The 21,069-nt window shown below is 64.7% G+C and carries 21 protein-coding genes and 1 riboswitch; of the genes, 13 read left to right on the plus strand and 8 right to left on the minus strand.

Features of this window, described 5'->3' with window-relative positions:
- On the plus strand, positions 1-196 hold a 196-nt coding region (locus VGH54_RS17670), incomplete at its 5' end, for a WGxxGxxG family protein (protein WP_331513372.1).
- 81 nt (positions 197-277) lie between these two features.
- Complete coding sequence (locus tag VGH54_RS17675; protein WP_331513373.1) at positions 278-862, plus strand: hemerythrin domain-containing protein; 585 nt, start codon at positions 278-280, stop codon at positions 860-862.
- Between the two features lie 54 nt (positions 863-916).
- Here VGH54_RS17675 and VGH54_RS17680 read toward each other — a convergent pair whose 3' ends face one another.
- Complete coding sequence (locus VGH54_RS17680; RefSeq protein WP_331513374.1) at positions 917-1,810, minus strand: manganese catalase family protein; 894 nt, start codon at positions 1,808-1,810, stop codon at positions 917-919.
- A gap of 413 nt (positions 1,811-2,223) precedes the next feature.
- On the opposite strand from VGH54_RS17680, the gene VGH54_RS17685 reads away from it, so the two are divergent.
- From VGH54_RS17685 to VGH54_RS17695, 3 genes are all read left to right on the plus strand, one after another.
- Positions 2,224-2,787: a hypothetical protein gene (locus VGH54_RS17685; RefSeq protein ID WP_331513375.1), complete on the plus strand. Its 564-nt coding sequence runs from the start codon at positions 2,224-2,226 to the stop codon at positions 2,785-2,787.
- 137 nt (positions 2,788-2,924) lie between these two features.
- The gene (gene tal / locus VGH54_RS17690) at positions 2,925-4,043 is read left to right on the plus strand and encodes a transaldolase (RefSeq protein ID WP_331513376.1); all 1,119 of its coding nucleotides are present in this window, start codon (positions 2,925-2,927) and stop codon (positions 4,041-4,043) included.
- A gap of 75 nt (positions 4,044-4,118) precedes the next feature.
- A complete protein-coding gene (locus tag VGH54_RS17695; RefSeq protein WP_331513377.1) occupies positions 4,119-4,568 on the plus strand; it encodes an SRPBCC family protein in 450 nt (149 codons plus the stop codon).
- Positions 4,569-4,595: 27 nt separating this feature from the next.
- On the opposite strand, the gene VGH54_RS17700 is transcribed toward VGH54_RS17695, so the two are convergent.
- Positions 4,596-6,107 carry an FAD-dependent oxidoreductase gene (locus tag VGH54_RS17700; RefSeq protein WP_331513378.1) on the minus strand — a complete coding sequence of 504 codons (1,512 nt, stop codon included), beginning with the start codon at positions 6,105-6,107 and terminating at the stop codon, positions 4,596-4,598.
- A 245-nt stretch (positions 6,108-6,352) separates the two neighbouring features.
- On the opposite strand from VGH54_RS17700, the gene VGH54_RS17705 reads away from it, so the two are divergent.
- Positions 6,353-7,534 carry a zinc-dependent alcohol dehydrogenase gene (locus VGH54_RS17705; protein ID WP_331513379.1) on the plus strand — a complete coding sequence of 394 codons (1,182 nt, stop codon included), beginning with the start codon at positions 6,353-6,355 and terminating at the stop codon, positions 7,532-7,534.
- 321 nt (positions 7,535-7,855) lie between these two features.
- Entirely contained in the window at positions 7,856-9,094 is a 1,239-nt protein-coding gene (locus tag VGH54_RS17710) for a fatty acid desaturase family protein (RefSeq protein WP_331513380.1), read from the plus strand.
- A 73-nt stretch (positions 9,095-9,167) separates the two neighbouring features.
- Here VGH54_RS17710 and VGH54_RS17715 read toward each other — a convergent pair whose 3' ends face one another.
- On the minus strand, positions 9,168-11,105 hold the full coding sequence (locus VGH54_RS17715) for an acyl-CoA dehydrogenase family protein (protein ID WP_331513381.1): 1,938 nt from the start codon (positions 11,103-11,105) through the stop codon (positions 9,168-9,170).
- 87 nt (positions 11,106-11,192) lie between these two features.
- Positions 11,193-11,600: a cold-shock protein gene (locus VGH54_RS17720; protein ID WP_331513382.1), complete on the minus strand. Its 408-nt coding sequence runs from the start codon at positions 11,598-11,600 to the stop codon at positions 11,193-11,195.
- Between the two features lie 154 nt (positions 11,601-11,754).
- On the opposite strand from VGH54_RS17720, the gene VGH54_RS17725 reads away from it, so the two are divergent.
- Complete coding sequence (locus VGH54_RS17725; RefSeq protein WP_331513383.1) at positions 11,755-12,168, plus strand: YccF domain-containing protein; 414 nt, start codon at positions 11,755-11,757, stop codon at positions 12,166-12,168.
- Between the two features lie 286 nt (positions 12,169-12,454).
- A riboswitch (cyclic di-AMP (ydaO/yuaA leader) is annotated at positions 12,455-12,638 on the plus strand.
- A gap of 8 nt (positions 12,639-12,646) precedes the next feature.
- A complete protein-coding gene (locus VGH54_RS17730) occupies positions 12,647-13,567 on the plus strand; it encodes a transglycosylase family protein (RefSeq protein WP_331513384.1) in 921 nt (306 codons plus the stop codon).
- A 39-nt stretch (positions 13,568-13,606) separates the two neighbouring features.
- Here VGH54_RS17730 and VGH54_RS17735 read toward each other — a convergent pair whose 3' ends face one another.
- On the minus strand, positions 13,607-13,807 hold the full coding sequence (locus VGH54_RS17735) for a hypothetical protein (RefSeq protein WP_331513385.1): 201 nt from the start codon (positions 13,805-13,807) through the stop codon (positions 13,607-13,609).
- A 113-nt stretch (positions 13,808-13,920) separates the two neighbouring features.
- Here VGH54_RS17735 and VGH54_RS17740 point away from each other — a divergent pair, with 113 nt between their 5' ends.
- Together VGH54_RS17740 and VGH54_RS17745 are read left to right on the plus strand one after the other, a co-directional pair.
- On the plus strand, positions 13,921-16,179 hold the full coding sequence (locus VGH54_RS17740; RefSeq protein ID WP_331513386.1) for a helicase-associated domain-containing protein: 2,259 nt from the start codon (positions 13,921-13,923) through the stop codon (positions 16,177-16,179).
- Positions 16,180-16,207: 28 nt separating this feature from the next.
- On the plus strand, positions 16,208-17,857 hold the full coding sequence (locus VGH54_RS17745) for a DNA repair helicase XPB (protein ID WP_331513387.1): 1,650 nt from the start codon (positions 16,208-16,210) through the stop codon (positions 17,855-17,857).
- Here VGH54_RS17745 and VGH54_RS17750 read toward each other — a convergent pair.
- Together VGH54_RS17750 and VGH54_RS17755 are read right to left on the minus strand one after the other, a co-directional pair.
- Positions 17,854-18,999 carry a thiolase family protein gene (locus tag VGH54_RS17750; protein ID WP_331513388.1) on the minus strand — a complete coding sequence of 382 codons (1,146 nt, stop codon included), beginning with the start codon at positions 18,997-18,999 and terminating at the stop codon, positions 17,854-17,856. The two genes, VGH54_RS17745 and VGH54_RS17750, sit on opposite strands and share 4 nt — an antisense overlap.
- A gap of 12 nt (positions 19,000-19,011) precedes the next feature.
- The gene (locus VGH54_RS17755) at positions 19,012-19,425 is read right to left on the minus strand and encodes a Zn-ribbon domain-containing OB-fold protein (RefSeq protein WP_331513389.1); all 414 of its coding nucleotides are present in this window, start codon (positions 19,423-19,425) and stop codon (positions 19,012-19,014) included.
- A gap of 148 nt (positions 19,426-19,573) precedes the next feature.
- Between VGH54_RS17755 and VGH54_RS17760 the strand changes: the two genes are divergently transcribed.
- Positions 19,574-19,771: a hypothetical protein gene (locus VGH54_RS17760; RefSeq protein ID WP_331513390.1), complete on the plus strand. Its 198-nt coding sequence runs from the start codon at positions 19,574-19,576 to the stop codon at positions 19,769-19,771.
- Positions 19,772-19,789: 18 nt separating this feature from the next.
- Positions 19,790-20,083, plus strand: coding sequence for a putative quinol monooxygenase (locus VGH54_RS17765; protein WP_331513391.1), 294 nt, complete (start codon positions 19,790-19,792; stop codon positions 20,081-20,083).
- Here the strand turns inward: VGH54_RS17765 and VGH54_RS17770 are convergent.
- Entirely contained in the window at positions 20,080-21,069 is a 990-nt protein-coding gene (locus VGH54_RS17770; protein WP_331513392.1) for an LLM class F420-dependent oxidoreductase, read from the minus strand. The genes VGH54_RS17765 and VGH54_RS17770 overlap by 4 nt on opposite strands.

Consider the following 21,069-nt stretch of genomic DNA (forward strand, 5'->3'; position numbering starts at 1 on the left):
TGCGCCGGCGCCATCGTCGACGACAACGACCTTGGCGGACAACGGCAATACCAACACCGATCAACACAGCGACAACAGCGGCAAGTGGGGCATGTTCGGTCTGCTTGGGTTGTTTGGACTGGCCGGACTGAAACGGCGTAACACGCGCGACGCCAGCGTCGACGCGGGACCCACGGCCACTCGCGGGCGCGTCTAGCATCTGCCTCGCTGTAAATCAGCCCCCGTCAGCGCTTCACGCTGGCGGGGGCTGATCACTAATCTATGAAAGGGAAATAGCATGGACGCGTTGGCTTTTCTTCGTCAGGACCACAAGAGCGTGTTGGGCATGTTGGAGGTGCTCGACGAGGCTCCGTCGGGCTCAGGCGCCCAGGTGAGCGGCTTGGAAACGATGGTGACTAATCTGGTCATCGCCGAGTCGCAACACGAAGCCATCGAGGAACAGCACTTCTGGCCCGCCGTCCGCGCGGCGCTCGAAGACGGAGATGCGCTCGCGGACGAAGCGATTGCGCAGGAACAGCAGGGCAAGTTGCTCTTGCAGCAGCTGGCCAACAGCAAGCCTGGTCAAGCCGAATACCATGACGCCCTGCAGGAATTCGTCAAGGTCGGGCGCGAACACATCGCTTACGAGCAGGATGTCGTGTTTCCACGGTTCGAAGCCGCCGCGAGCCGTGAGGAGCTAATTGAGCTCGGTGAAAAACTCGAGCGCGCCAAGAAGATCGCGCCTACCCGCCCGCACCCCGGTACTCCGCCTACCCCCGCGGCGCTCAAGACAACGGGGATGGTCGCTGCGACAATCGATCACGTGCGCGACGCCTTCACCGGTCGCGTAGCCGACAACCCACCGGACCCGCAGATCCACTGATAGACAGCAGATGGCCGGCGCCCGAAACGGCGCCGGCCATCATGCTTTTGTCAGTTATGTTGTGGGAAGGTGCTGTTCGTGAGTGAAAGCCTTATCGCCCGCGACATCGGGTGAACCCGTCGGGTTCTGCTCGGCGCCCTTGTTTTGGCTGATATCGGTGCCTAGCCATTGTTGTTCGGGTTTCTCGATGTACTCCCACTCCATGCCCTCTGGCCATGGGCCTTGGCCCTTATTCCAGGGTCCGCGCACGGTGTCTCCCCCGTTGGACATATTGAACGCGACATTCTGGAATCGAGGGTCGCCGGGCAGCTTGCCGGGAGGGAAGTTCACCGGAAGATCGTTAAGGGCGGCGGTGAACTGCTGGTAGTGCGCCACCTCGCGAGTCATCAAGAATGTCAACGAATCCTGCACGCTGGGGTCGTCGGTGAATTGCTTGAGGTACTCGTAAACGACTTTCGCTCGGGACTCTGCCGCGAGGTTACTGCGCAGATCCACGGCCGGGTCGCCGTTCGCGCTGATAAAGGTGCTTGTCCAGGGGTTGCCGGCCGAGTCCTTGATGTCGGGTCCACCACCACTGAGCGTCAAGAACAGTGGGCTGACCGCGACCTGATGGATCGCTTGTTCGCGACCGTCCGGTGTGGCCACCGCCGGCATCCAGTCGCATTTCTGGCTAGCCATTTTGAGATCGTCATTGAGGCCGTCCAGCAGCATCGTGATCATCGAGCCAACCATCTCGAGATGGCTGAGTTCCTCAGTGGCGATATCCATGAAGAGGTCGTACATCTTGGGGTTCTTCTCCCGCAGCACGAATGCCTGGGTGAAGTACTGCAAGGCAGCGGTGAGTTCGCCGTTGGCCCCGCCGAACTGCTCTAGCATCAGCGACGCGAATCGCGGATCAGGCTGGGTTACTCGGACCTCGAACTGAAGACTTTTGTTGTGCACGAACATGGCGCCTCCCAGGCGGCATTGATGAAGATCGCAAACGGGAAACCGGAGATGGTCGTCGAACCAGCTGCTGTAGTTTGTCCGGTGAAGTGCGACGCGGCTAAGACCTGCGCGTCGCAGAACGGGTTTACCCATCCGCGCGCTGGCTAAACGTTTCCAACGTGCAGGGTGCCCTACCTAACGGGGCGATCCGGCGGGTTTGCCGGTATCAGCTCGGGGCCTCAGGCTACTGCGGCTGTGAAGTCCGTTCATACGGCAGGGATAGCCAGCCGGGGGTTTCAGGAAGCCCAAAGTGGTGTATTCCATGCTGTAGCAGTTCGTTCGAACCGTAGAGCTGCTATAGCCACACTTCCCCGTGTCGCGATCGAAACAGCCGATCCGGCTTCCGGCCTCTTACCATTCAAAGGAACTTCAAGATGTCATCTCGCAATACTGTTGTGCGCTCTCTTCACGATCTTGGCGCCGCTGCCTGGTTCGGCGGCTCGTTAATGGGGGCGGTCGGTGTGAACGGCTCCGCCGACGCCGTCCGCGACTCCAAGGACCGGGCCCGGGTGGCCGCGGCGGGATGGGCGAAATGGGCCCCGGTCAGTGCGGTCGCCATCGGCATGCACCTGATCGGGGGCGGGAGCGTGCTTTACGCCAACCGGCACCGCGCCAAGCACCAGTCTGGCGTCACCGGCAACACTGTGGCCAAGATCCTGCTTACGGGTGCTGCATTGGGCGCAACGGCTTACAGCGGCGTTCTCGGTGCAAAAACCGCTCAGGGCGATGGACATGCGGCGGCCGGTGCGACCGAACCGTCGGCCTCGACCCCGGACGATGTCGCCGCCGCGCAACACCGATTGCGTTACTTGCAGTGGGTGCTGCCAGTGCTCACCGGCACCATTGTGATCCTGGGTGCCCAACAGGGTGAACAGCAACGTCCCGGGCAGGTTCTCACCGGAGTTGCCAACACCTTCGCGCGCCGAGCGCGCAACTAACACCAAACCGGCATCGTGCTACAGCCAGCGACAGCTAGAAGCCATGGAACGCAACCCTTCTGGCTGTCGCTGGATCATCAACATCCGGACGCCGTCCAAACAATTCTCAGGCGGCGGCTCATGGAAGGCATGAACTCATGGCTCAAAATCCCAACCTCGCCGCGCTGTCTGCATCCGGGGTGTCGGTATGGCTCGACGACCTGTCCCGAGGCCGACTGGAATCCGGCAACCTGCACGACTTGATCCACACGCGAAGCGTCGTCGGCGTCACCACCAATCCGTCGATCTTTCAGGCCGCCCTGTCGCAGGGCCACGCCTATGACGCTCAGATCGCCGAATTGGCCAAGCAGGACACCGATGTCGAGGCCGCGATCCGGGCGGTGACCACTGATGACGTCCGTGCGGCATGCGACCTGCTCACGCCGCAATGGGAGGCTTCGGACGGTGTCGACGGTCGAGTCTCCATCGAGGTCGATCCGCGCTTGGCGCATGACGCCGACAAGACGGCTGCGCAGGCTGTCGAGCTGTGGAAGATCGTCGACCGGCCCAACCTGCTGATCAAGATTCCTGCGATGGAAGATGGCTTGCCGGCGATCAGCGAAGTGATCGGCCAAGGCATATCGGTGAATGTGACGCTGATCTTCTCCGTCGAGCGGCACAGGCTGGTGATGGACGCCTACCTGGCCGGTCTGGAAACCGCGAAGGCCGCAGGACACGATCTATCCACGATTCACTCCGTCGCATCGTTTTTCGTCTCGCGAGTGGACACCGAAATCGACCACCGCCTCGACGCGATCGGTACGGACGAGGCTGCTGCTCTGCGCGGGCGCGCTGGGGTGGCGAACGCCCGATTGGCTTACGCCGCATATCAAGAAGTGTTCGGCCGTGGCGACCGCTACACGGCACTCAAGGCCGATGGGGCTCGGGTGCAGCGCCCACTATGGGCATCGACGGGAGTCAAGAATCCTGATTATTCCGACACCCTTTACGTCACCGAACTCGTTGCCCCGCACACGGTAAACACCATGCCTGAGGCAACAATTGACGCGGTCGCCGACCACGGGACAATCACCGGTGACACCGTGACCGGGACGTCCGAGGCGGCGCAGACGGTATTCGACGCCCTCGACGCGATCGGCATCGACGTGCGTGACGTGTTCTCTACGCTGGAAAACGAGGGCGTCCAGAAATTCAAGGACGCCTGGTCGAAGCTGCTGAAGGCGACCCAAGAGCAGCTCGAGACGGCTTCGAAATAACGTGCCAAGGTCAGCAAAACGCCCTAGCTCACCCGCATCAGCCCGCATTTCTCACTCCGAACGAGAGGTCTACCTATGACCGTGACACGAGACATCTCCGCCAGCCGTCAGCGAGTCTGGGACGTGTTGGCGAACGGCTGGACGTACTCGGGCTGGGTGGTCGGCAACAGTCGGATCCGGGCGGTGGACTCGTCTTGGCCGGCACCCGGCGCTCGCATTTTGCATTCCATCGGAACGTGGCCGGCAGTCATTGACGACGAGACTGTTGTGCAGAGCTGTACACCAGGTGAGGAGCTTGTCCTGCTGGCGAAGGTGAGGCCGGCGGCGACGGCGCGAATCACGCTGCGGCTGAGTGATCTTCAGAGTGGCGGGTGCCGCGTCGAGATGAGCGAGCTGGCCACCAGCATTCCGCTGCGATGGGTGCCGGACAGTGTGCAGTTATTGGGGGTTGCGCCGCGCAACCGGGAGTGCACCTGGCGGTTGGCAATGATCGCCGAACAAAACGACCCCGACGACGTCGAGTAGCGCCGACGCGTCGAATTGTCGCCTGCTTCAGTCCGACGCGGTTAAATCACGCGTAGCCGGCCCTTCGAGGAGCGTGCCATCCGGGGCGAAGCGTGAGCCGTGCAGTGGGCATTCCCAGGCCTGGTCGGCGTCGTTCCAGTTCACGATTCCCCCCAGGTGCGGGCATACCGGCGAGACACGGTGCTCGACACCGGCGACCCGACACCTGGCTTCGAGATGCCAAGGCGGCCCGCTCACTACGCCGCCCTCGTCCTCGGTGGGGCTGCGACGGCTCGTGCGAACCGACGGGGTAATCCAGCCCTTGGTCAAATTGAATCCGACCTGAAGATTGGATTGCACGGCCGTTCGCAGTCCTAGAAGTTCGTGCGGGCTCCAGCTGGCGAATGCACTCGACCAGTCCATCCGCCCACCCAGCAGGCGGCTTGACAACGCCAACGCTGCGGCAGCGCCGTTGGTCATTCCCCACTTGTTGAAACCCGTTGCGACAAGAATGTTTTCGTTACCCGGCAAGATTGGGCCGACGTACGGCAGGTCGTCGATCGGCGTGTAATCCTGCGCGGACCAGAAATGAGTTTGCTCGGCGCCCGGGTAGTGCTTGCGCGTCCAAGACGACAGCTCGTCGAGCGCTTTGGACGGGCTTTTTTCGCGACCGACGGTGTGGCCGGCGCCACCCACGATCAGCCGCTCTCCGTCGGCGACGGGTGCGTAGCGCACAGAACGCGTGGGTGAGTCGGTCGAAATCATCATCGGCCGGGTGATGTCGCCGGGGACTTTGAACGCGAAGCAGTAGGATCGGCTTGGCTTGACACGCGCGAAGTAACCGCCGCGATCGAGGATCGGAATCCCAGTGGCCAGCACCAATTGTGCGGCTGAAAGTTCCACCTCCCGCTGCGCGGCGTCGTTGACGTGGACACGCAAGCTCTTACCGTGGCCGGAGACTCGCCGTACACGCGTGTGTTCGACCAACCGTCCGCCGTTGCGGAGTAGTTCGACGGCCAACGCGTCCAAGAATGACATTGGATCGAACTGCGCCTGCTCGGCTAGGCGCACGCCGCCGTGGTACGCAAACGGAACCTTGGCGTCGTCCTCCCACGTGGCGGGCAGCCCTACCGCCTGGCACGCCTTTAGCTCAGCCCGCGCCGACGCGACGCCCTTGCTGGATTGTGCGTAGGTGTACGCGTCCTCACGCTGCACCGCCACGCCATGAGTCTCGCAGTGATTCAATAGCCAACTTTGACCTTCACGATTGCCGTCCACGTAAGCACGGGTCACCCCCTTGCCGTGCTTGGACAAGATCTTCGAAAGGTGGCTGCCCTGCAGCAGACTGATCTTGGCGGTGGTGTTTCCGGTGGCGCAGGCGCCGACCGTGCGGGCTTCCAACACCAGCACGTCCTTACCGGCGCGCGCCAACAGAACTGCGGTGATCAGTCCGGTGATCCCAGCGCCCACCACAATGACATCGGCGCTGCGGGTGCTGTCGTCAAGCTCGCTTACAGCCCAAGGCTGTTCGGCTCGGTCACTTAGCCATAAAGACGTCACCCGCTGGCTGATACCCCGGCAGCACCATGGGGAAACGCCCGCGCTCTGGTGCCCGAATGGTCCGGGCTTTTACGAATTCCGGCGAGTGCCCAGATGGAACAGGCGCAAATGCGTTTGGGGGATATCCAGCGGGGTACCACGATGAGGTCTGAGACTTCTCGCTTCTCGCGCGCCGGTATCGGCGGCCGTTCGCGCGAACGCCGAGGCTCGGCAGCGCGCTTTGAGCGCTCGAGGAGGCAATGCATATGAAGGCAGTTACCTGGCATGGAAAGCGCGACGTCAGGGTGGAGAGTGTGCCCGACCCGGTAATCGAAGAGCCCACGGACGCGATCATCGAAATCACGTCGACCAACATCTGCGGGTCCGACCTCCATCTCTACGAAGTGCTCGGCGCCTTCATGAATCCCGGTGACGTCCTGGGCCACGAACCGATGGGAATCGTGCGCGAGGTGGGTCGCGACATCACCAACCTGGCGGTCGGAGACCGGGTGGTGATCCCGTTCCAAATCTCTTGCGGCAGTTGCTATATGTGCGACCTGCAGCTCTACACGCAGTGCGAGACCACGCAGGTTCGCGACCAAGGGATGGGCGCCGCGCTGTTCGGCTACTCCGAACTGTACGGCGAGGTTCCCGGCGGGCAGGCCGAACTGCTTCGGGTGCCGCAGGCGCAGTTCACCCACATCAAGGTGCCGGTGGGACCACCCGATTCCCGCTATGTCTATTTGTCGGACGTGTTGCCGACCGCTTGGCAGGCCGTCTCCTACGCCGCTATCCCCGCCGGCGGCTCGGTGACCGTGCTCGGGCTCGGGCCGATCGGCGACATGGCCGCGCGTATCGCCGCTCACCTCGGCTACGAGGTCATCGCGGTGGACCGGATCCCGGAACGACTGGCCCGAGCCGAGGCCCGCGGTATCCGGACGATCGATCTGGAGGATGCGGGCGACAAGCTGGCCGATTTGATCCGCGATCTCACCAACGGTCGCGGCACCGACTCGGTGATCGACGCCGTCGGGATGGAGGCGCACGGATCACCGGTGGCCAAACTGGCTCAACAAATCACCGGCCTGCTGCCTGACACATTGGCCAAGCCGATGATGCAGAAGGCCAGCGTGGATCGCCTTGACGCGTTGTACTCCGCGATCGACATCGTGCGCCGAGGGGGCACTATCTCTCTGATCGGCGTATACGGCGGGATGGCCGACCCGCTGCCATTGCTCACCCTGTTCGACAAGCAGGTCCAGGTGCGCATGGGTCAGGCCAACGTGAAAAAATGGGTAGACGACATCATGCCGCTGTTGACAGACGACGACCCGCTAGGCGTCGACAGCTTCGCCACCCACACCCTCCCGCTGGCCGAGGCACCGCGCGCCTACGACATCTTCCAGAAGAAGCATGACGGCGCGGTGAAGATCATCCTTCGGCCCTGACTGACGGCAGATAGCGATCCGACGACCGACATCCGCGCTCAGGTGCTGGATATTGCGGAATCGGGCGACAACCCGCTCATGACCCAAGTCCGGGCGCCAACCGTCGGTAGACTAGCCGTGGTTGACAGCCCAGCCAGCCCGACAACGCCGTCCCCTGCAGCGACAGCGTAGAGAGCGACCGCTCGCCACGGGCACCTCAGTGATCTTCGCTAGAAAGTTTACGATGCGAACGCGTCCGAAGTGGACTGTCACCGGCACGCCGGCGCCAACCACAAAACCATTCCCCGCGCGGCACGCCGTCGATCGTCCAGTGGGAAACTGATGGCCATCACAGACGTAAGTGAATACGCTCACCTGGGCGCCGCGGATGTCGAAGCACTTGCCGTCGAATTGGACGCGATCCGTCGCGATATCGAGGATTCGCTTGGCGCGAACGACCGAACGTATATCCAGCGCACCATCGCGGTGCAACGCTGCCTCGATCTGGGCGCCCGTATCGTGATCGGCGTCAGCCGAACCCGGACCGGGTGGGCGCTCGGAACCTGTGCCCTGGCCGCGGCCAAGAGCATCGAGAACATGGAGCTGGGCCACAATATCGGCCACGGTCAATGGGATTGGATGAACGATCCCGAAATCCACTCCACCACCTGGGAGTGGGACATGGCAGGGCTGTCCTCGCAGTGGAGGTACTCCCACAACTACCGCCACCACATGTTCACCAACGTTGTCAGCGTGGACGACGACCTCGGTTACGGCGTCATGCGGGTCACCCGCGACCAACCGTGGAGACCCAGCAATCTGGTGCAGCCGCTGCGACATCTATTGCTGGCACTTATGTTTGAATGGGGAATCGCGCTGCACGGTCTGTACTCCGAACAAGATCGCGCGGGCACCGCCGCCGAAAGATCTACCCACACGCGAGCTCTGCGCCGCAAAATCACTCGCCAGATAAGCAAAGATTTCCTGTTGTTTCCCGCACTCGCCGGGCGGCGTTGGCGTCGGGTCCTTTTCGGGAACGTCGTAGCCAACGTGCTGCGAAACCTGTGGGCATACGCGGTGATCTGCTGCGGTCACTTCGCTGACGGGGCTGAGAAATTTACCCCTGAAGCCCTCGAGGATGAGACCACAGCGCAGTGGTATCTGCGACAAATGTTGGGTAGTGCCAATTTTCGTGCCGGGCCGGTGATGGCGTTCATGAGCGGAAATCTCTGTTATCAGATCGAACATCATCTCTTTCCTGATCTGCCCAGTAACCGCTACGCCCAGATCGCCGAGCGGGTGCAGGCGGTCTGCGCGAAGTACGAGTTGCCCTACACCACGGGCCCGCTGGCCCGCCAATACCTACTGGTGCTGCGCACGATCGTCAAACTGGCTCTGCCGGACCGGTTCCTGGCCGCCTCCTCTGACGACGCCCCTGAGACCGCTTCCGAAGAGAAATTTCGCGGCGTCGCCAACCGACCGGGTCGAACAGGCGTCGGGAATCCCGGTGCGCGTCGCCACAACCGGCTCCACCGAGGACAAACGTCGCCGCGCCGGCGAGTCGTTGCGAGTGCTCGATAACGGCCCCCGTCGGTCAGGCGTTGTCGAGTCGAGGGAAAAGGACTGTTGCCTTCGGACGCGGGCTACGACCTGATCATGTCGGCGCCACGGTCAGGAATCGGCGGGCAAGGTCTGATTCGGTGGACGCACCGGCTTCCCAGTGCGCGATCCACGGTCCGGTGCCTTCGGACTGGTCGATAATGCCCTCTTCGAGCCAGGTGTAGCGGCCTTTCAAAACGTTGGCGGCCAGCCGCGCGTCAGCGCCGTCGGTATTGGCCCATAAGGCTTCGAACAGTGCTTCCACCCGCAGGGTGGCTTGCTGACAAAACGTTTCGGCCAGCTCGTAGGACTGCTCGCCGCGGACCCGATCGTCGACGCGCTGCGCCTCGGCCCGCACGCATACCGCTGCCATCGCGAACAGCTCAGCGCCGATATCCACTACCCGCCCCAGGAATCCCTGCTTTTGCTCCATCGCCGCTTGCCAGCGCGCCATTCCATAGAAGGTGTTACGGGCCAGCTTGCGTGCCGAGCGCTCGACGAAACGCAGATGCGTCGCCAAGTTGCCGAATTCGCGATACGCCGTCGGCCGTTGTCCTTCGCCGAACACCAACTGCGGCAACCACTTTGCGTAGAACCCGCTCGCGCCGGCGGCCGCCTTCGCCTTCTGGCGGATGTCGGCTTTCGGATTCGCGAGGTCGCCCGCGGCACTGAGATGGGCGTCGACAGCCTCGCGGGCGATCAGCAGCCGCATGATCTCGCTGGAGCCTTCGAAGATGCGGTTGATCCTCAAGTCCCGGACCACCTGCTCGACCGGCACTGCCCGCTCGCCGCGGGCGGCCAGCGACTCGGCGGTTTCGTAGCCACGCCCGCCGCGGATCTGCAGCAGCTCGTCACCGATCACGCAGGCCATCTCGCTCGACCACAGCTTGGCCAGTGCCGCCTCGATCCGGATGTCGTTGCGGCCTTCGTCGGCCATCTGACCGGACAGCTCCAGCACCGACTCGAGCGCGTAACTCGTTGCGGCCATGAAGGAAATCTTCTCCACCACCGCGCCGTGCTCGCCGACCGGCTTGCCCCACTGCACCCGTTCACCGGCCCACTCCCGCGCGATTTTCAGCGACCACTTGGCGGAGCCCGCCGCGATCGCAGGGATCGCGAGGCGGCCCGCGTTCAGTGTCGTCAACGCGATCTTCAGGCCGTCGCCTTCTCGGCCGATCAGGTTCTCGGCAGGGACTCGTACGCGGTGCAGCCTGGTGAGACCGTTTTCGATGCCGCGCAATCCCATGAACTTGTTGCGCCGCTCGACGGTGATGCCGGGCGAGTCGGCTTCGACGACGAACGCACTGATGCCGCCGCGGTGCCCGTCACTCTTAGGCACCCGGGCCATCACCACAAGGAGTTCGGCAACAACGCCGTTGGTCGTCCACAGCTTCACGCCGTCGAGTTCGTAGGCCGCTCCGCCGTCGACCGGCGTCGCCGTGGAGGCCAACCGTGCCGGGTCGGAGCCCACATCAGGCTCGGTGAGCAGAAACGCCGATATCGCCCCCGCGGCGCAGCGCGGCAAAAACTTCTGCTTCTGCTCGTCAGTCCCTGCGAGCTTGAGCGGTTCCGGCACACCGATTGACTGGTGCGCGGACAGCAGCGCCCCGAGGCTGGCATGAGCGGTCGACACCAACATCAACGCTCTGTTGTAGGCGACCTGCGACAAACCCAGCCCGCCATACTCCGGCGGGATCTTCATGCCGAAGCAACCCAGTTCGGCAAGGCCTTTCACATACTCGTCAGGAATCTGAGCGTCGCGCTCGATCACGCTTCCCTGGACCGTGCCCAGAAACTCCCGCAGCTTCGTCAGAAAAGCCTCGGTCCGAGCGGCCTCTTCGTCAGATGGCCGGGGAAAGGGGTGAATCAAATCGAGCGGAAACCGGCCCAGGAACAACTCCTTGGCCAGCGAAGGCTTATCCCAACCGCTTTCGCGGGACTCCTCCGCGACCGCTCTCGCTTGTTCCTCGGTGACCTGTGCCTGCTGCGCCATGGGACTTCCTCACTCGAATCGACTCCGGTGACAATTCGATGTCCATTGTTCCCCGCCGCGCCGCGCGATACACCCGTTCGGTCCGACTCAGGCGTCCAGTTCGCGCGCGACGGCCTTGACGACTTCGGAAACCCTGCGCGCGACCTTTTTGTCCGGGTAGCGGCCCTTACGCAGCTCGGGCTGCACGGTGCTCTCCAGCAGGGTGATCATGTCCTCGACCATGCCATGAAGCTCATCGGGGCTGTGCTTGTGCTCGGCGGGGCCCTCACGGCGCGGACGGGTGAGAGTGGGCGGCGGGTCGATCAACTTCAGGCTCAATGCCTGCGGCCCGCGCCGCCCGGAGGCAACGCCGAATTCCACCTTCTGGCCCGCCTTCAGGCCTTCGACGCCCGCGGGCAACGCCGAGGAGCGCACGTACACGTCCTCGCCGTCCTCCTGAGATAGGAATCCGAATCCCTTCTCAGCGTCGTACCACTTCACCTTGCCAGTCGGCACCGGTCTCACCTGCTTGTCTAACGGATCACTAGATAGGTCTACACAACGAAGCGCCCCGCCTACGCAGGACGCGATGACGATCGATCCTACTCGGATCGCTGCCCGCTGAGCACCGAAGTTTCTCGGTAGGCTGGCGGCACCGCTGGAGGAGACAATGCGCCTGATTCTGAACGTCATCTGGTTGCTTTTCGGTGGCCTGTGGTTGGCCCTCGGGTATTTGCTGGCCGCACTGATCTGCTTCCTGCTGATCATCACCATCCCGTTCGGCTTCGCCTCGCTGCGCATCGCGTCGTATGCCCTGTGGCCGTTCGGTCGAACGATCGTCGAGCGGCCCGGCGCCGGCACCGGCTCCCTGATCGGAAACGTCATCTGGATGCTGCTGTGCGGAATTTGGCTCGCGATCGGCCACCTGATGAGCGCGGTGGCGATGGCGCTGACAATCATCGGCCTTCCGCTGGCGCTGGCCAATCTCAAGCTGATCCCGGTGTCGCTGGTACCCCTGGGCAAGGAGATCGTTCCGGTGGATCACCCGACGCGATGGGCCGGCTCTGCAGCGGTACCACGCTGATTTTCGGCGCGGCGCACCCGAATCCGTGACCAGGGATTAATCCTTAATCGTACTGTGAGTTCAGTCACATAACGGAATGATCACGGCACGGCAACGGCCCGATCTCGAAGCGTTTAACCAGCGCAAACAATCGGCTCACCTGGCGTTTCTCGCGCAAAAAAAATGGGAAACGCCGGTTTCGTCCCAACATGACTCTGCCGCTAACACCAGCTAGCGTCGTGCGCGGGCTTACCGAGTCTCCCTGCACGGTAAGCCTTCTCGCCTATAGCGCCGAGCTCCATCCAATAGGCGAGCAACGCCAACCCATGGATGGAGGCGGGGGACCCAACGGTCCGCCGAAATCGAACCTGGAGCCGTCCGCGGCTCCTTGGGGTGAAGCCAACGCGTTTCCCTTAGGACACACGATGGCCGGGCGACCTCTTCCGCCCGAACCCGACAGCTGACCTCGTAGGCGCTTCTCGAGAGGAATCACTGGGGTATGAGCGGCCGTCACCGTAAACCCACCACGTCAACAGTCGGCGTCGCCAAACTTGCCTTCACCGGTGCAGTAATCGGTGGCGGTGGCATCGCCCTCGCCGGGCAAGCGGCCGCGGCTCCCGACAGCGAATGGGATCGCGTCGCCGCCTGCGAGTCGGGCGGCAACTGGGGCATCAACACCGGCAATGGCTACCACGGCGGGCTGCAGTTCTCACAAGGCACCTGGGCCGCCCACGGTGGCGGCGAGTTTGCCTCGGCGGCCAACCAAGCCACCCGCGACCAGCAGATCGCCGTCGCCGAGCGGGTGCTGGCCACTCAGGGTCGCGGCGCCTGGCCGGTTTGCGGACGGGGCCTGTCGGCCGCCACACCGCGCAACGTACTTGCTGGCACGGCCGCGCCGGACCCCGCTCCGCCCGCTGAGCCGGCCGCGTTCGAGCCTCCGCTGCCCCCGGCGCCGGCTGACCCCCCGCCGCCGGCACCCGAGCCACCCGCTCCCCCGCCACCCGCCGAGCCGGCCGCGGTCGAGCCGGCCGCGGTCGAGCCTCCGCTGCCCCCGCCGCCGGCACCCGAGCCACCCGCTCCCCCGCCACCGGCCGAGCCGGCCGCGGTCGACGCACCGCCGCCACCGCCGGAGCCTGCTCCCCCGGCCCCACCTGTCCAAGAGGTGGCTGTTGACGTGCCCGCTCCCGCGGACGCACCGCCACCGCCCGAGCCACCCGCGCCGCCGGCCGAGCCGATCCACGCCGAGTCCGTCGCCGTCGAGGCACCCGCGGACGGGTCGCAGGACGTTCATCAGGCCGATGCTGTGGCGCGGTGGACCATCGTGCCGCAGAACGTGGACCCGAGCTACGTCAACGACCTGCTGAAAGCCATTCAGTCGCAGAGCGTGAGTGGCAACCCGGCGCTGTCCTCGCTCGCCTAGCAGGCGGTGGCAGGACGTCGCAAACGGCGGGTGATCCGCTTAGCGGCTCACGTCAGTGACCGGATGCACGTAGGGCAGCTCGTCGGCGGGAAGCGGAAAGACCACGTCGCCGAACGGCGACAGCGCGCCGGTCCGATCGGTTGCCAGTTCGCTCACCGCGTGGTCGTCGGGGTTGGTCGTTGGCCAGCCGTTGTCGACGTACCGCGTCTTCTGCGCCTTCTTGTCAGCCACGGGGATCATTCTGACAGGTCTCATGCAACCGTGACGGGTGGGCTCTCCGATGGGCGTCGGCCCCACGTGCCCGCCGTCGGCTGGAACGGGCCACCCAGCTGGCTGCTTTACGCTGGTCAGCAATGACCGAACTCACCCCGGGCATCCCGCTGGGGTCATGGCTGGCCGAGCTGCCCGACGACCGACTGATCCGTCTGCTGGAGCTGCGGCCCGACCTCGCCCAGCCGCCACCGGGCAGCATCGCCGCGCTGGCCGCCCGCGCTCAGGCCCGCCAGTCGCTGAAGGCTGCCAGCGACGAGCTGGACTTCCTGCGGTTGTCGCTGATCGACGCGCTACTGGTACTGCAGGCCGACACCGCGTCCGTGCCTGTCGCCAAGCTGCTCACGCTGATCGGCGGACGGGCACCCGAAGCCGAGGTCCTCGACGCGCTGGACGACTTGAAGCAACGCGCCGTGGTCTGGGGTGATGTGGAGCTGCGATTGGCTCCCGACGCCGGGGCCGGCCTGCCGTGGCATGTCGGCCAGGTGACCCTGGAAGATGCCTCCCAAAGTGCGGAGCAGATCGCCGGGCTGATCGACGGCCTCGACGAGCCGCAGCGCGAGCTGCTGGACCGACTGCTGGAAGGCTCCCCACTCGGCCGCACCCGCGACGCCGCACCCGGAGCTCCGGCGGATCGCCCAGTGCCGCAACTACTCTCGATTGGACTGTTGCGCCGCATCGATGCTGACACGGTGATCCTGCCGCGCCACGTCGGGCAGGTGCTGCGCGGCGAGGAACCCGGGCCAGTGCACCTGGCCGCACCAGATCCGGTGGTGTCCACTACAACGCGCGCCGACGCAGACGCCGCGGCCGGTGGCGCCATCATCGACCTGCTGCGCGAACTCGACGTGCTCCTCGAAACACTCAGCGCTGCACCGATTTCCGAGCTACGTAGCGGCGGGCTGGGGGTACGCGAGATTCGGCGGCTGGCCAAAATCACCGGTGTCGACGAGGCCCGGCTCGGGTTGATCCTCGAACTGGCCGCCGCCGCGGGTCTGATCGCCAGCGGCGTCCCCGATCCGCAACCGATCGGCGGCGAGCCGCCGTACTGGGCGCCGACGGTGACCGCCGACCGGTTCACCGAGGCGACCACTGCCGAACGCTGGCATCTGCTGGCCACCGCTTGGCTCGACCTGGCGGCCAGACCGGCGCTGATCGGGACCCGCGGCCCTGAGGCCAAACCCTATGCAGCGCTGTCAGATTCGCTCTACTCTACGGCGGCCCCGCTGGACCGTCGTCTCTTGCTCGACATGCTGGCCCAGCTGCCGCCCGGCGCCGGTGTGGACAAGAACACCGCGTCGGCCGCGTTGATTTGGCGGCGGCCACGGTGGTCCAAGCGGCTCCAGCCCGGGCCGGTCGCCGATCTGCTGGAAGAAGCGCAAACGCTCGGGCTGGTGGGCCGTGGGGCGATCAGCACGCCGGGCCGAGCGTTCATCGACGGCGCGGACGACGGGGATGCGATCGCCGCCATGGCCCGCGTGCTGCCCCCGCCGATCGATCACTTTCTCGTGCAGGCCGACTTGACCGTCGTCGTGCCCGGTCCGCTGCAGCGCCATCTGGCCGAGGAACTCTCCGCGGTGGCCACCGTCGAGTCCGCGGGCACGGCAATGGTGTACCGCGTCAGTGAGCAGTCGATCCGGCACGCCCTCGATATCGGCAAGACCGCCGACGAATTGCATAACTTGTTCCACAGGAACTCGAAAACACCTGTGCCGCAAGGCTTGGCATACATGATCGACGATGTCGCACGACGGCACGGGCAGCTGCGGGTCGGGATGGCCGCATCGTTCGTGCGGTGCGAAGATCCAGCGCTGCTGGCCCAGGCCGTGGCCGGCGCCGAACATCTCGGCCTGCGGGTGCTGGCACCGACCGTGGCGATCTCGCAGGCGCCGGTCAGCGAAGTGCTCGCCGCCCTGCAGGACGCCGGATTCGCTCCCGCCGCCGAAGACTCCACCGGCACCGTCGTCGACATCCGCGCCCGCGGAGCGCGGGTTCCCGCGCCGCAGCGCCACCGCCCGCATCGGCCGACGGCGCGCCCGAGCAACGAAACTCTCAGCGCGGTCGTGGCGGTGCTGCGCAAAGTGACCTCGGCGCCGTTCGGCAGTGTCCGGATCGACCCGGCGGTCGCCATGTCGCTGCTGCAGCGGGCCGCTCGGCAGGACGAGACGGTGCTGATCAACTACGTCGACGCCGCCGGAGTGGCCACGCAGCGGGTGGTATCGCCGATCACGGTGGCCGGCGGTCAGCTGGTGGCGTTCGACTCGGCCTCCAGCCGGGCCCGGGAGTTCGCCATCCACCGCATCACCTCCGTCGTGCCGGCCGAGGACGAGGACCGGCGTTAGCTGTCGGCGGCTTACGGATAATGGAGATATGACAGACGGACCGTTGATCGTGCAATCCGATAAAACGGTGCTGCTCGAAATCGACCACGATCTCGCCGGTGCGGCGCGCGCCGCGATCGCACCGTTCGCGGAGCTGGAACGCGCCCCCGAGCACGTGCACACCTACCGGATCACGCCACTGGCGCTGTGGAATGCCCGCGCCGCGGGCCACGACGCCGAGCAGGTCGTCGACGCACTGGTCAGCTTTTCGCGCTACGCGGTTCCGCAGCCGTTGCTGGTCGACATCGTCGACACGATGGCCCGCTACGGCCGGCTGCAGCTGGTGAAAAGCCCGGTCCACGGGCTGACCCTGGTGAGCCTGGACCGCGCGGTGCTCGAAGAGGTGTTGCGCCACAAGAAGATTGCACCGATGCTGGGCGCTCGCATCGACGATGACACCGTTATCGTGCATCCCAGCGAACGCGGCCGGGTCAAACAGATGTTGCTCAAAATCGGCTGGCCCGCCGAGGATCTGGCCGGCTATGTCAACGGCGAGGCGCATCCGATCAGCTTGGCGCAGGAGGGTTGGCATCTGCGCGACTACCAGGAGATGGCGGCCGACTCGTTCTGGTCGGGCGGCTCGGGCGTGGTGGTCCTGCCGTGTGGCGCCGGCAAGACGCTCGTCGGCGCGGCCGCGATGGCGAAGGCCAGCGCAACGACACTGATCCTGGTGACCAACACCGTCGCGGGACGTCAGTGGAAACGCGAACTGATCGCCCGAACGTCGTTGACCGAGGAGGAGATCGGCGAATACTCGGGCGAGCGCAAGGAAATTCGGCCGGTCACGATCGCGACCTATCAGGTGATCACCCGTCGCACCAAGGGCGAATACCGCCATCTGGAGCTGTTCGACAGCCGCGACTGGGGACTGATCATCTACGACGAGGTGCACCTGCTGCCGGCGCCGGTGTTCCGGATGACGGCCGATCTGCAGTCTCGGCGACGGCTTGGGTTGACCGCGACGCTGATCCGCGAGGACGGCCGCGAGGGTGACGTGTTTTCGTTGATCGGGCCCAAGCGCTATGACGCGCCGTGGAAAGACATCGAAGCCCAGGGCTGGATCGCCCCGGCGGAGTGCGTCGAGGTGCGGGTCACGATGACCGACAGCGAGCGGATGATGTACGCCACCGCGGAGCCCGAAGAGCGCTACAAGCTGTGCTCGACTGCGCATTCCAAGATCGCGGTGGTCAAATCGATCCTCAGCCGCCACCCTAACGAGCCGACCCTGGTGATCGGCGCCTACCTGGATCAGCTCGAGGAGCTGGGCACCGTGCTGGGCGCCCCGGTGATCCAGGGATCGACCAAGAACGCCGAGCGCGAGGCGTTGTATGACTCGTTCCGCCGCGGCGAGGTGAGCACCCTGGTGGTGTCCAAGGTGGCGAACTTCTCCATCGATCTGCCGGAAGCTTCTGTTGCAGTGCAGGTTTCGGGCACATTCGGCTCACGCCAGGAGGAGGCGCAGCGGCTCGGGCGGTTGCTGCGACCCAAGGCAGGCGGCGGCGGCGCGATCTTCTATTCGGTGGTGGCCCGCGACAGCCAGGACGCCGAGTACGCCGCGCACCGTCAGCGCTTTCTCGCCGAGCAGGGCTACGGCTATGTCATCCGCGACGCCGATGACCTGCTGGGACCTGCAATCTAGAGCGACAGAATGGTCGCCGACGCGGTGCCGGGTGCGCCGTACACCTGCGCCAGTCCGACACGCGGGTTGCCGGGCACCTGACGCTCGCCGGCCTCGCCGCGCAGCTGGCGGACCAGCTCATGCACCTGGCGCAGGCCAGACGCACCGATCGGCTCGCCGTTGGCGATAAGCCCGCCGTCGGTGTTGACCGGAATCGAGCCGTGGATCTCGGTGGCGCCGTCGGCCACCAGCTTCTCCTGCTCCCCGTCGGCGCATAGGCCGGTCTCGGCCATGTGGATGACCTCGTTACCGGCGTCGGTGTCTTGCAGCTGGGCGACATCGACATCCTCAGGCCCGATGCCCGCGGCCTCGTAGGCGGCCTTGGCCGCGTAGACGGTGGGCGACACGTCCTCGTCCAGCGGGGCGAACGTCGCGTGCACTTCGTAGGCACCGTAGGTACGGGTGCGGATCTCGCTGGCACGCAGGTAGACCGGCTTATCGGTGTACTTGTGCGCGATATCGGCGCGGCACATGATCACCGCGGCGGCGCCCTCGTCGGGTGCGCAGAACATGTACTGCGTCAACGGGTAATTCAGCACCGGCGAGTTGAGGATCTGGTCCTCGGGAATCGGCTTGCGACGGAACGCATTCGGGTTCAGTGCCCCATTGCGGAAGTTCTTGGCGGCGACCTTGGCCAGCGTGACCTGGGAGATGTTGTGGTCGTGCAGATACTTGTTCGCCTTCATCCCGAAGAACTTGGTGGTGACGAACTGCCCGTTCTCGGCGTACCACTGCGGCAGCGCCAGCTTGGCCGGGTCGTCGGTGAACGCCCCGCGCGGATGCTTGTCCAGCCCGATGGCGATGCCGATGTCGTACTTACCCAACCGGATGGTGTCGGCGGTCTGCTGAATGGCACTGGCCGCGGTGGCGCACGCATTGAACACGTTGGTGAACGTGATGCCCGTCAGCCCGACCAGCCGGGTCACCGCATCGGGGTTGGACACCTCGTGGCTGCCGCCGAAGCCGAACTGAATGTCTTTCCAGCCGACGCCGGCATCTTTCAGCGCGAACTGGATGGCTTCGGCACCCATCTGCATCGCGGTCTTCTCGAACCTGCCGAACGGGTGAAGGCCCACACCGATGATCGCTACATCATTGGTCATGTCAGGTTCTCCTTAAAACGGCTGGAACGCGAACGTGACGATCTCGTTGCCGTCAGCGTCGGTGGTGAACGGGATCATGGTGAGCTCGACCTGCTGTCCGAACATCAACTTGGCCGGATCGTTTTCAGTCAGCCGGCCCTCGACGCGGATCACGTCACCGAGCTGCACCAGGCCCACCCCGAACGGCACGAAGTCGTCACCGGTCGGACCGGCGTACGGGGCTCCGGGCGGGAAGCCCTGCGTGGTCCACGCGACCAGGGTTCCGCTGCGCGGCAGCAAGTGCTCGGACATCGCCGAACCGCTGCACCGCGGGCAGAGTTCCTGCACCGGGAAGGTGGTGGCAGCGCAGTCGCCGCATCGGCTTCCGATCAACTGCGGGTTGCCATCAGGCCAGGTAGAGATGCTGGGGTCGATTGCCTTCTGCATCGAGAGATCCTCCGTCAGCCGCCGCTTCGATAATGCGCTCACCAAACCGTACAACAGCGTTCCGCAAAAGCGGAAACCGCATTCTCATTGTCGTTCGCGACGCCCGATCTGGAGCTGTTTTCCCTTCACACGGACAGCCGCCGTAGGTTTGAGCGTCACCATCTCGGCGCTGGCCCAGAGCCGGATCCGGCGGCTACCGGTGCCGCTCGATGACAGGGTGATGGCCGCCGAGCAACGGCTCGCTGACCCGTTCGCGACTGCGGACCAGATTCCGGAGGCGCCCGACTTCCTCAAATTGTTCGACCGTAGGTTCAACAGTGTGCTCCCGGCGAGCAACACGACCTGACGAGACGAGGAGACGACGATGACGGTCACGGTATTACTGGAGCTCAGGTTCAAGCCCGACGAGGTCGCCGCGGGGCGCGAACTCATGGGCCGGACGTTGCAAGACACCCGGGCATTCGACGGGAACCTGCACACCGACGTGCTCGTCGACGAGGACGACGAGGCGCATTGGATCATCTACGAAGTTTGGGATTCGGTCGAGCACGACGAGGCCTACCGCGCGTTTCGCGCCGGAGAAGGCAAAGTCACGCAACTACCCCCGCTGCTGGCCGCGCCTCCGGTCAAGACGCGCTACACCACCACTGACGTTTAACTCAGCGCTGGAATCACTTCCCGTTCGAACAGCTCAATGCCGGAACGGTCGTAGGCGGCCTCCGGGAAGTAGCAGATCACGTACTCACAACCGAGATCGCGTAGCTTCTGCAGCCGCTCGACCACCTGTTCCGTGGTGCCGGTCGCTGAATCCGGCCCGCTGCCGCTGGCGATCATCGCGTCGGCCGCCGCTTCCGGGACATAGCCGATCATCCGGTCGCGGATGCGCTGCAGCCGGTCTTTGACGTCGGCCTCCGAGGTGCCGAGGGTTGCATTGATGTTGACCGAACGAACGATCGCATCGAAGTCGGTGCCGACATCGCGGCAGTGACCGGCGAGCACTTCGGATTTGTGCACAAAGCCCTCGGATTCGCCAGTGAAGTTGGTGTACTGCGCGTATTTCGCGGCGATGCGCAAGGTTACCTTTTCGCCTCCGCCGGCGATCCACAGCGGAATCCCGTTGTTCTGCAACGGTGTCGGTGCCACGATTGCGCCGTCGACCTGATAGTGCTTACCGGCAAAGCTGACTTTCCCGTCCCGCCAGGCGTCGCGCATGATCTGGACGCCCTCGTCGAGTCGTCCCAGTCGCTCGCCGGCCGACGGAAACCCGTAACCGTATGCCCGCCATTCGTGTTCATACCAGCCGCCGCCAATGCCCATCTGGATGCGGCCACCGGAGATGATGTCGGCGGTCGCGGCGACTTTGGCCAGGTAGGCGGGATTGCGGTAGCTCATGGCCGTGCACATCTGGCCGAGCTTGACTCGCGACGTCGTCGCCGCATACGCCGACATCAGCGACCATGCCTCGTGGGTAGCTTCGCCGGTCGGCATCGGCACGGTGTGGAAGTGGTCATAGACCCATACCGAGTCCCAGGCGCTGTCGTCGGCGTAGGCAGCCAGATCGCGCATCACCGCCCAGTGCTGGTTAACGTCGATGCCGACCAGATCCAGTCGCCAGCCTTGCGGGATGAAAAATCCGAATCGCAT

The organism is Mycobacterium sp., assembly GCF_036488105.1.
Lineage (GTDB): Bacteria > Actinomycetota > Actinomycetes > Mycobacteriales > Mycobacteriaceae > Mycobacterium.

Excerpts from the sequence above, each read along its gene's own strand:
- VGH54_RS17725 (WP_331513383.1), top strand. The coding sequence starts at position 11,755 with ATGCGCCTGATTCTGAACGTCATCTGGTTGCTTTTCGGTGGCCTGTGG.
- VGH54_RS17750 (WP_331513388.1), bottom strand. The coding sequence starts at position 18,999 with ATGACCAATGATGTAGCGATCATCGGTGTGGGCCTTCACCCGTTCGGC.
- VGH54_RS17740 (WP_331513386.1), top strand. The coding sequence starts at position 13,921 with ATGACCGAACTCACCCCGGGCATCCCGCTGGGGTCATGGCTGGCCGAG.
- VGH54_RS17770 (WP_331513392.1), bottom strand. The coding sequence starts at position 21,069 with ATGCGATTCGGATTTTTCATCCCGCAAGGCTGGCGACTGGATCTGGTC.
- VGH54_RS17730 (WP_331513384.1), top strand. The coding sequence starts at position 12,647 with ATGAGCGGCCGTCACCGTAAACCCACCACGTCAACAGTCGGCGTCGCC.
- VGH54_RS17675 (WP_331513373.1), top strand. The coding sequence starts at position 278 with ATGGACGCGTTGGCTTTTCTTCGTCAGGACCACAAGAGCGTGTTGGGC.
- VGH54_RS17765 (WP_331513391.1), top strand. The coding sequence starts at position 19,790 with ATGACGGTCACGGTATTACTGGAGCTCAGGTTCAAGCCCGACGAGGTC.
- VGH54_RS17710 (WP_331513380.1), top strand. The coding sequence starts at position 7,856 with ATGGCCATCACAGACGTAAGTGAATACGCTCACCTGGGCGCCGCGGAT.
- VGH54_RS17705 (WP_331513379.1), top strand. The coding sequence starts at position 6,353 with ATGAAGGCAGTTACCTGGCATGGAAAGCGCGACGTCAGGGTGGAGAGT.
- VGH54_RS17685 (WP_331513375.1), top strand. The coding sequence starts at position 2,224 with ATGTCATCTCGCAATACTGTTGTGCGCTCTCTTCACGATCTTGGCGCC.
- VGH54_RS17715 (WP_331513381.1), bottom strand. The coding sequence starts at position 11,105 with ATGGCGCAGCAGGCACAGGTCACCGAGGAACAAGCGAGAGCGGTCGCG.
- tal (WP_331513376.1), top strand. The coding sequence starts at position 2,925 with ATGGCTCAAAATCCCAACCTCGCCGCGCTGTCTGCATCCGGGGTGTCG.
- VGH54_RS17735 (WP_331513385.1), bottom strand. The coding sequence starts at position 13,807 with ATGATCCCCGTGGCTGACAAGAAGGCGCAGAAGACGCGGTACGTCGAC.
- VGH54_RS17695 (WP_331513377.1), top strand. The coding sequence starts at position 4,119 with ATGACCGTGACACGAGACATCTCCGCCAGCCGTCAGCGAGTCTGGGAC.
- VGH54_RS17680 (WP_331513374.1), bottom strand. The coding sequence starts at position 1,810 with ATGTTCGTGCACAACAAAAGTCTTCAGTTCGAGGTCCGAGTAACCCAG.
- VGH54_RS17755 (WP_331513389.1), bottom strand. The coding sequence starts at position 19,425 with ATGCAGAAGGCAATCGACCCCAGCATCTCTACCTGGCCTGATGGCAAC.
- VGH54_RS17745 (WP_331513387.1), top strand. The coding sequence starts at position 16,208 with ATGACAGACGGACCGTTGATCGTGCAATCCGATAAAACGGTGCTGCTC.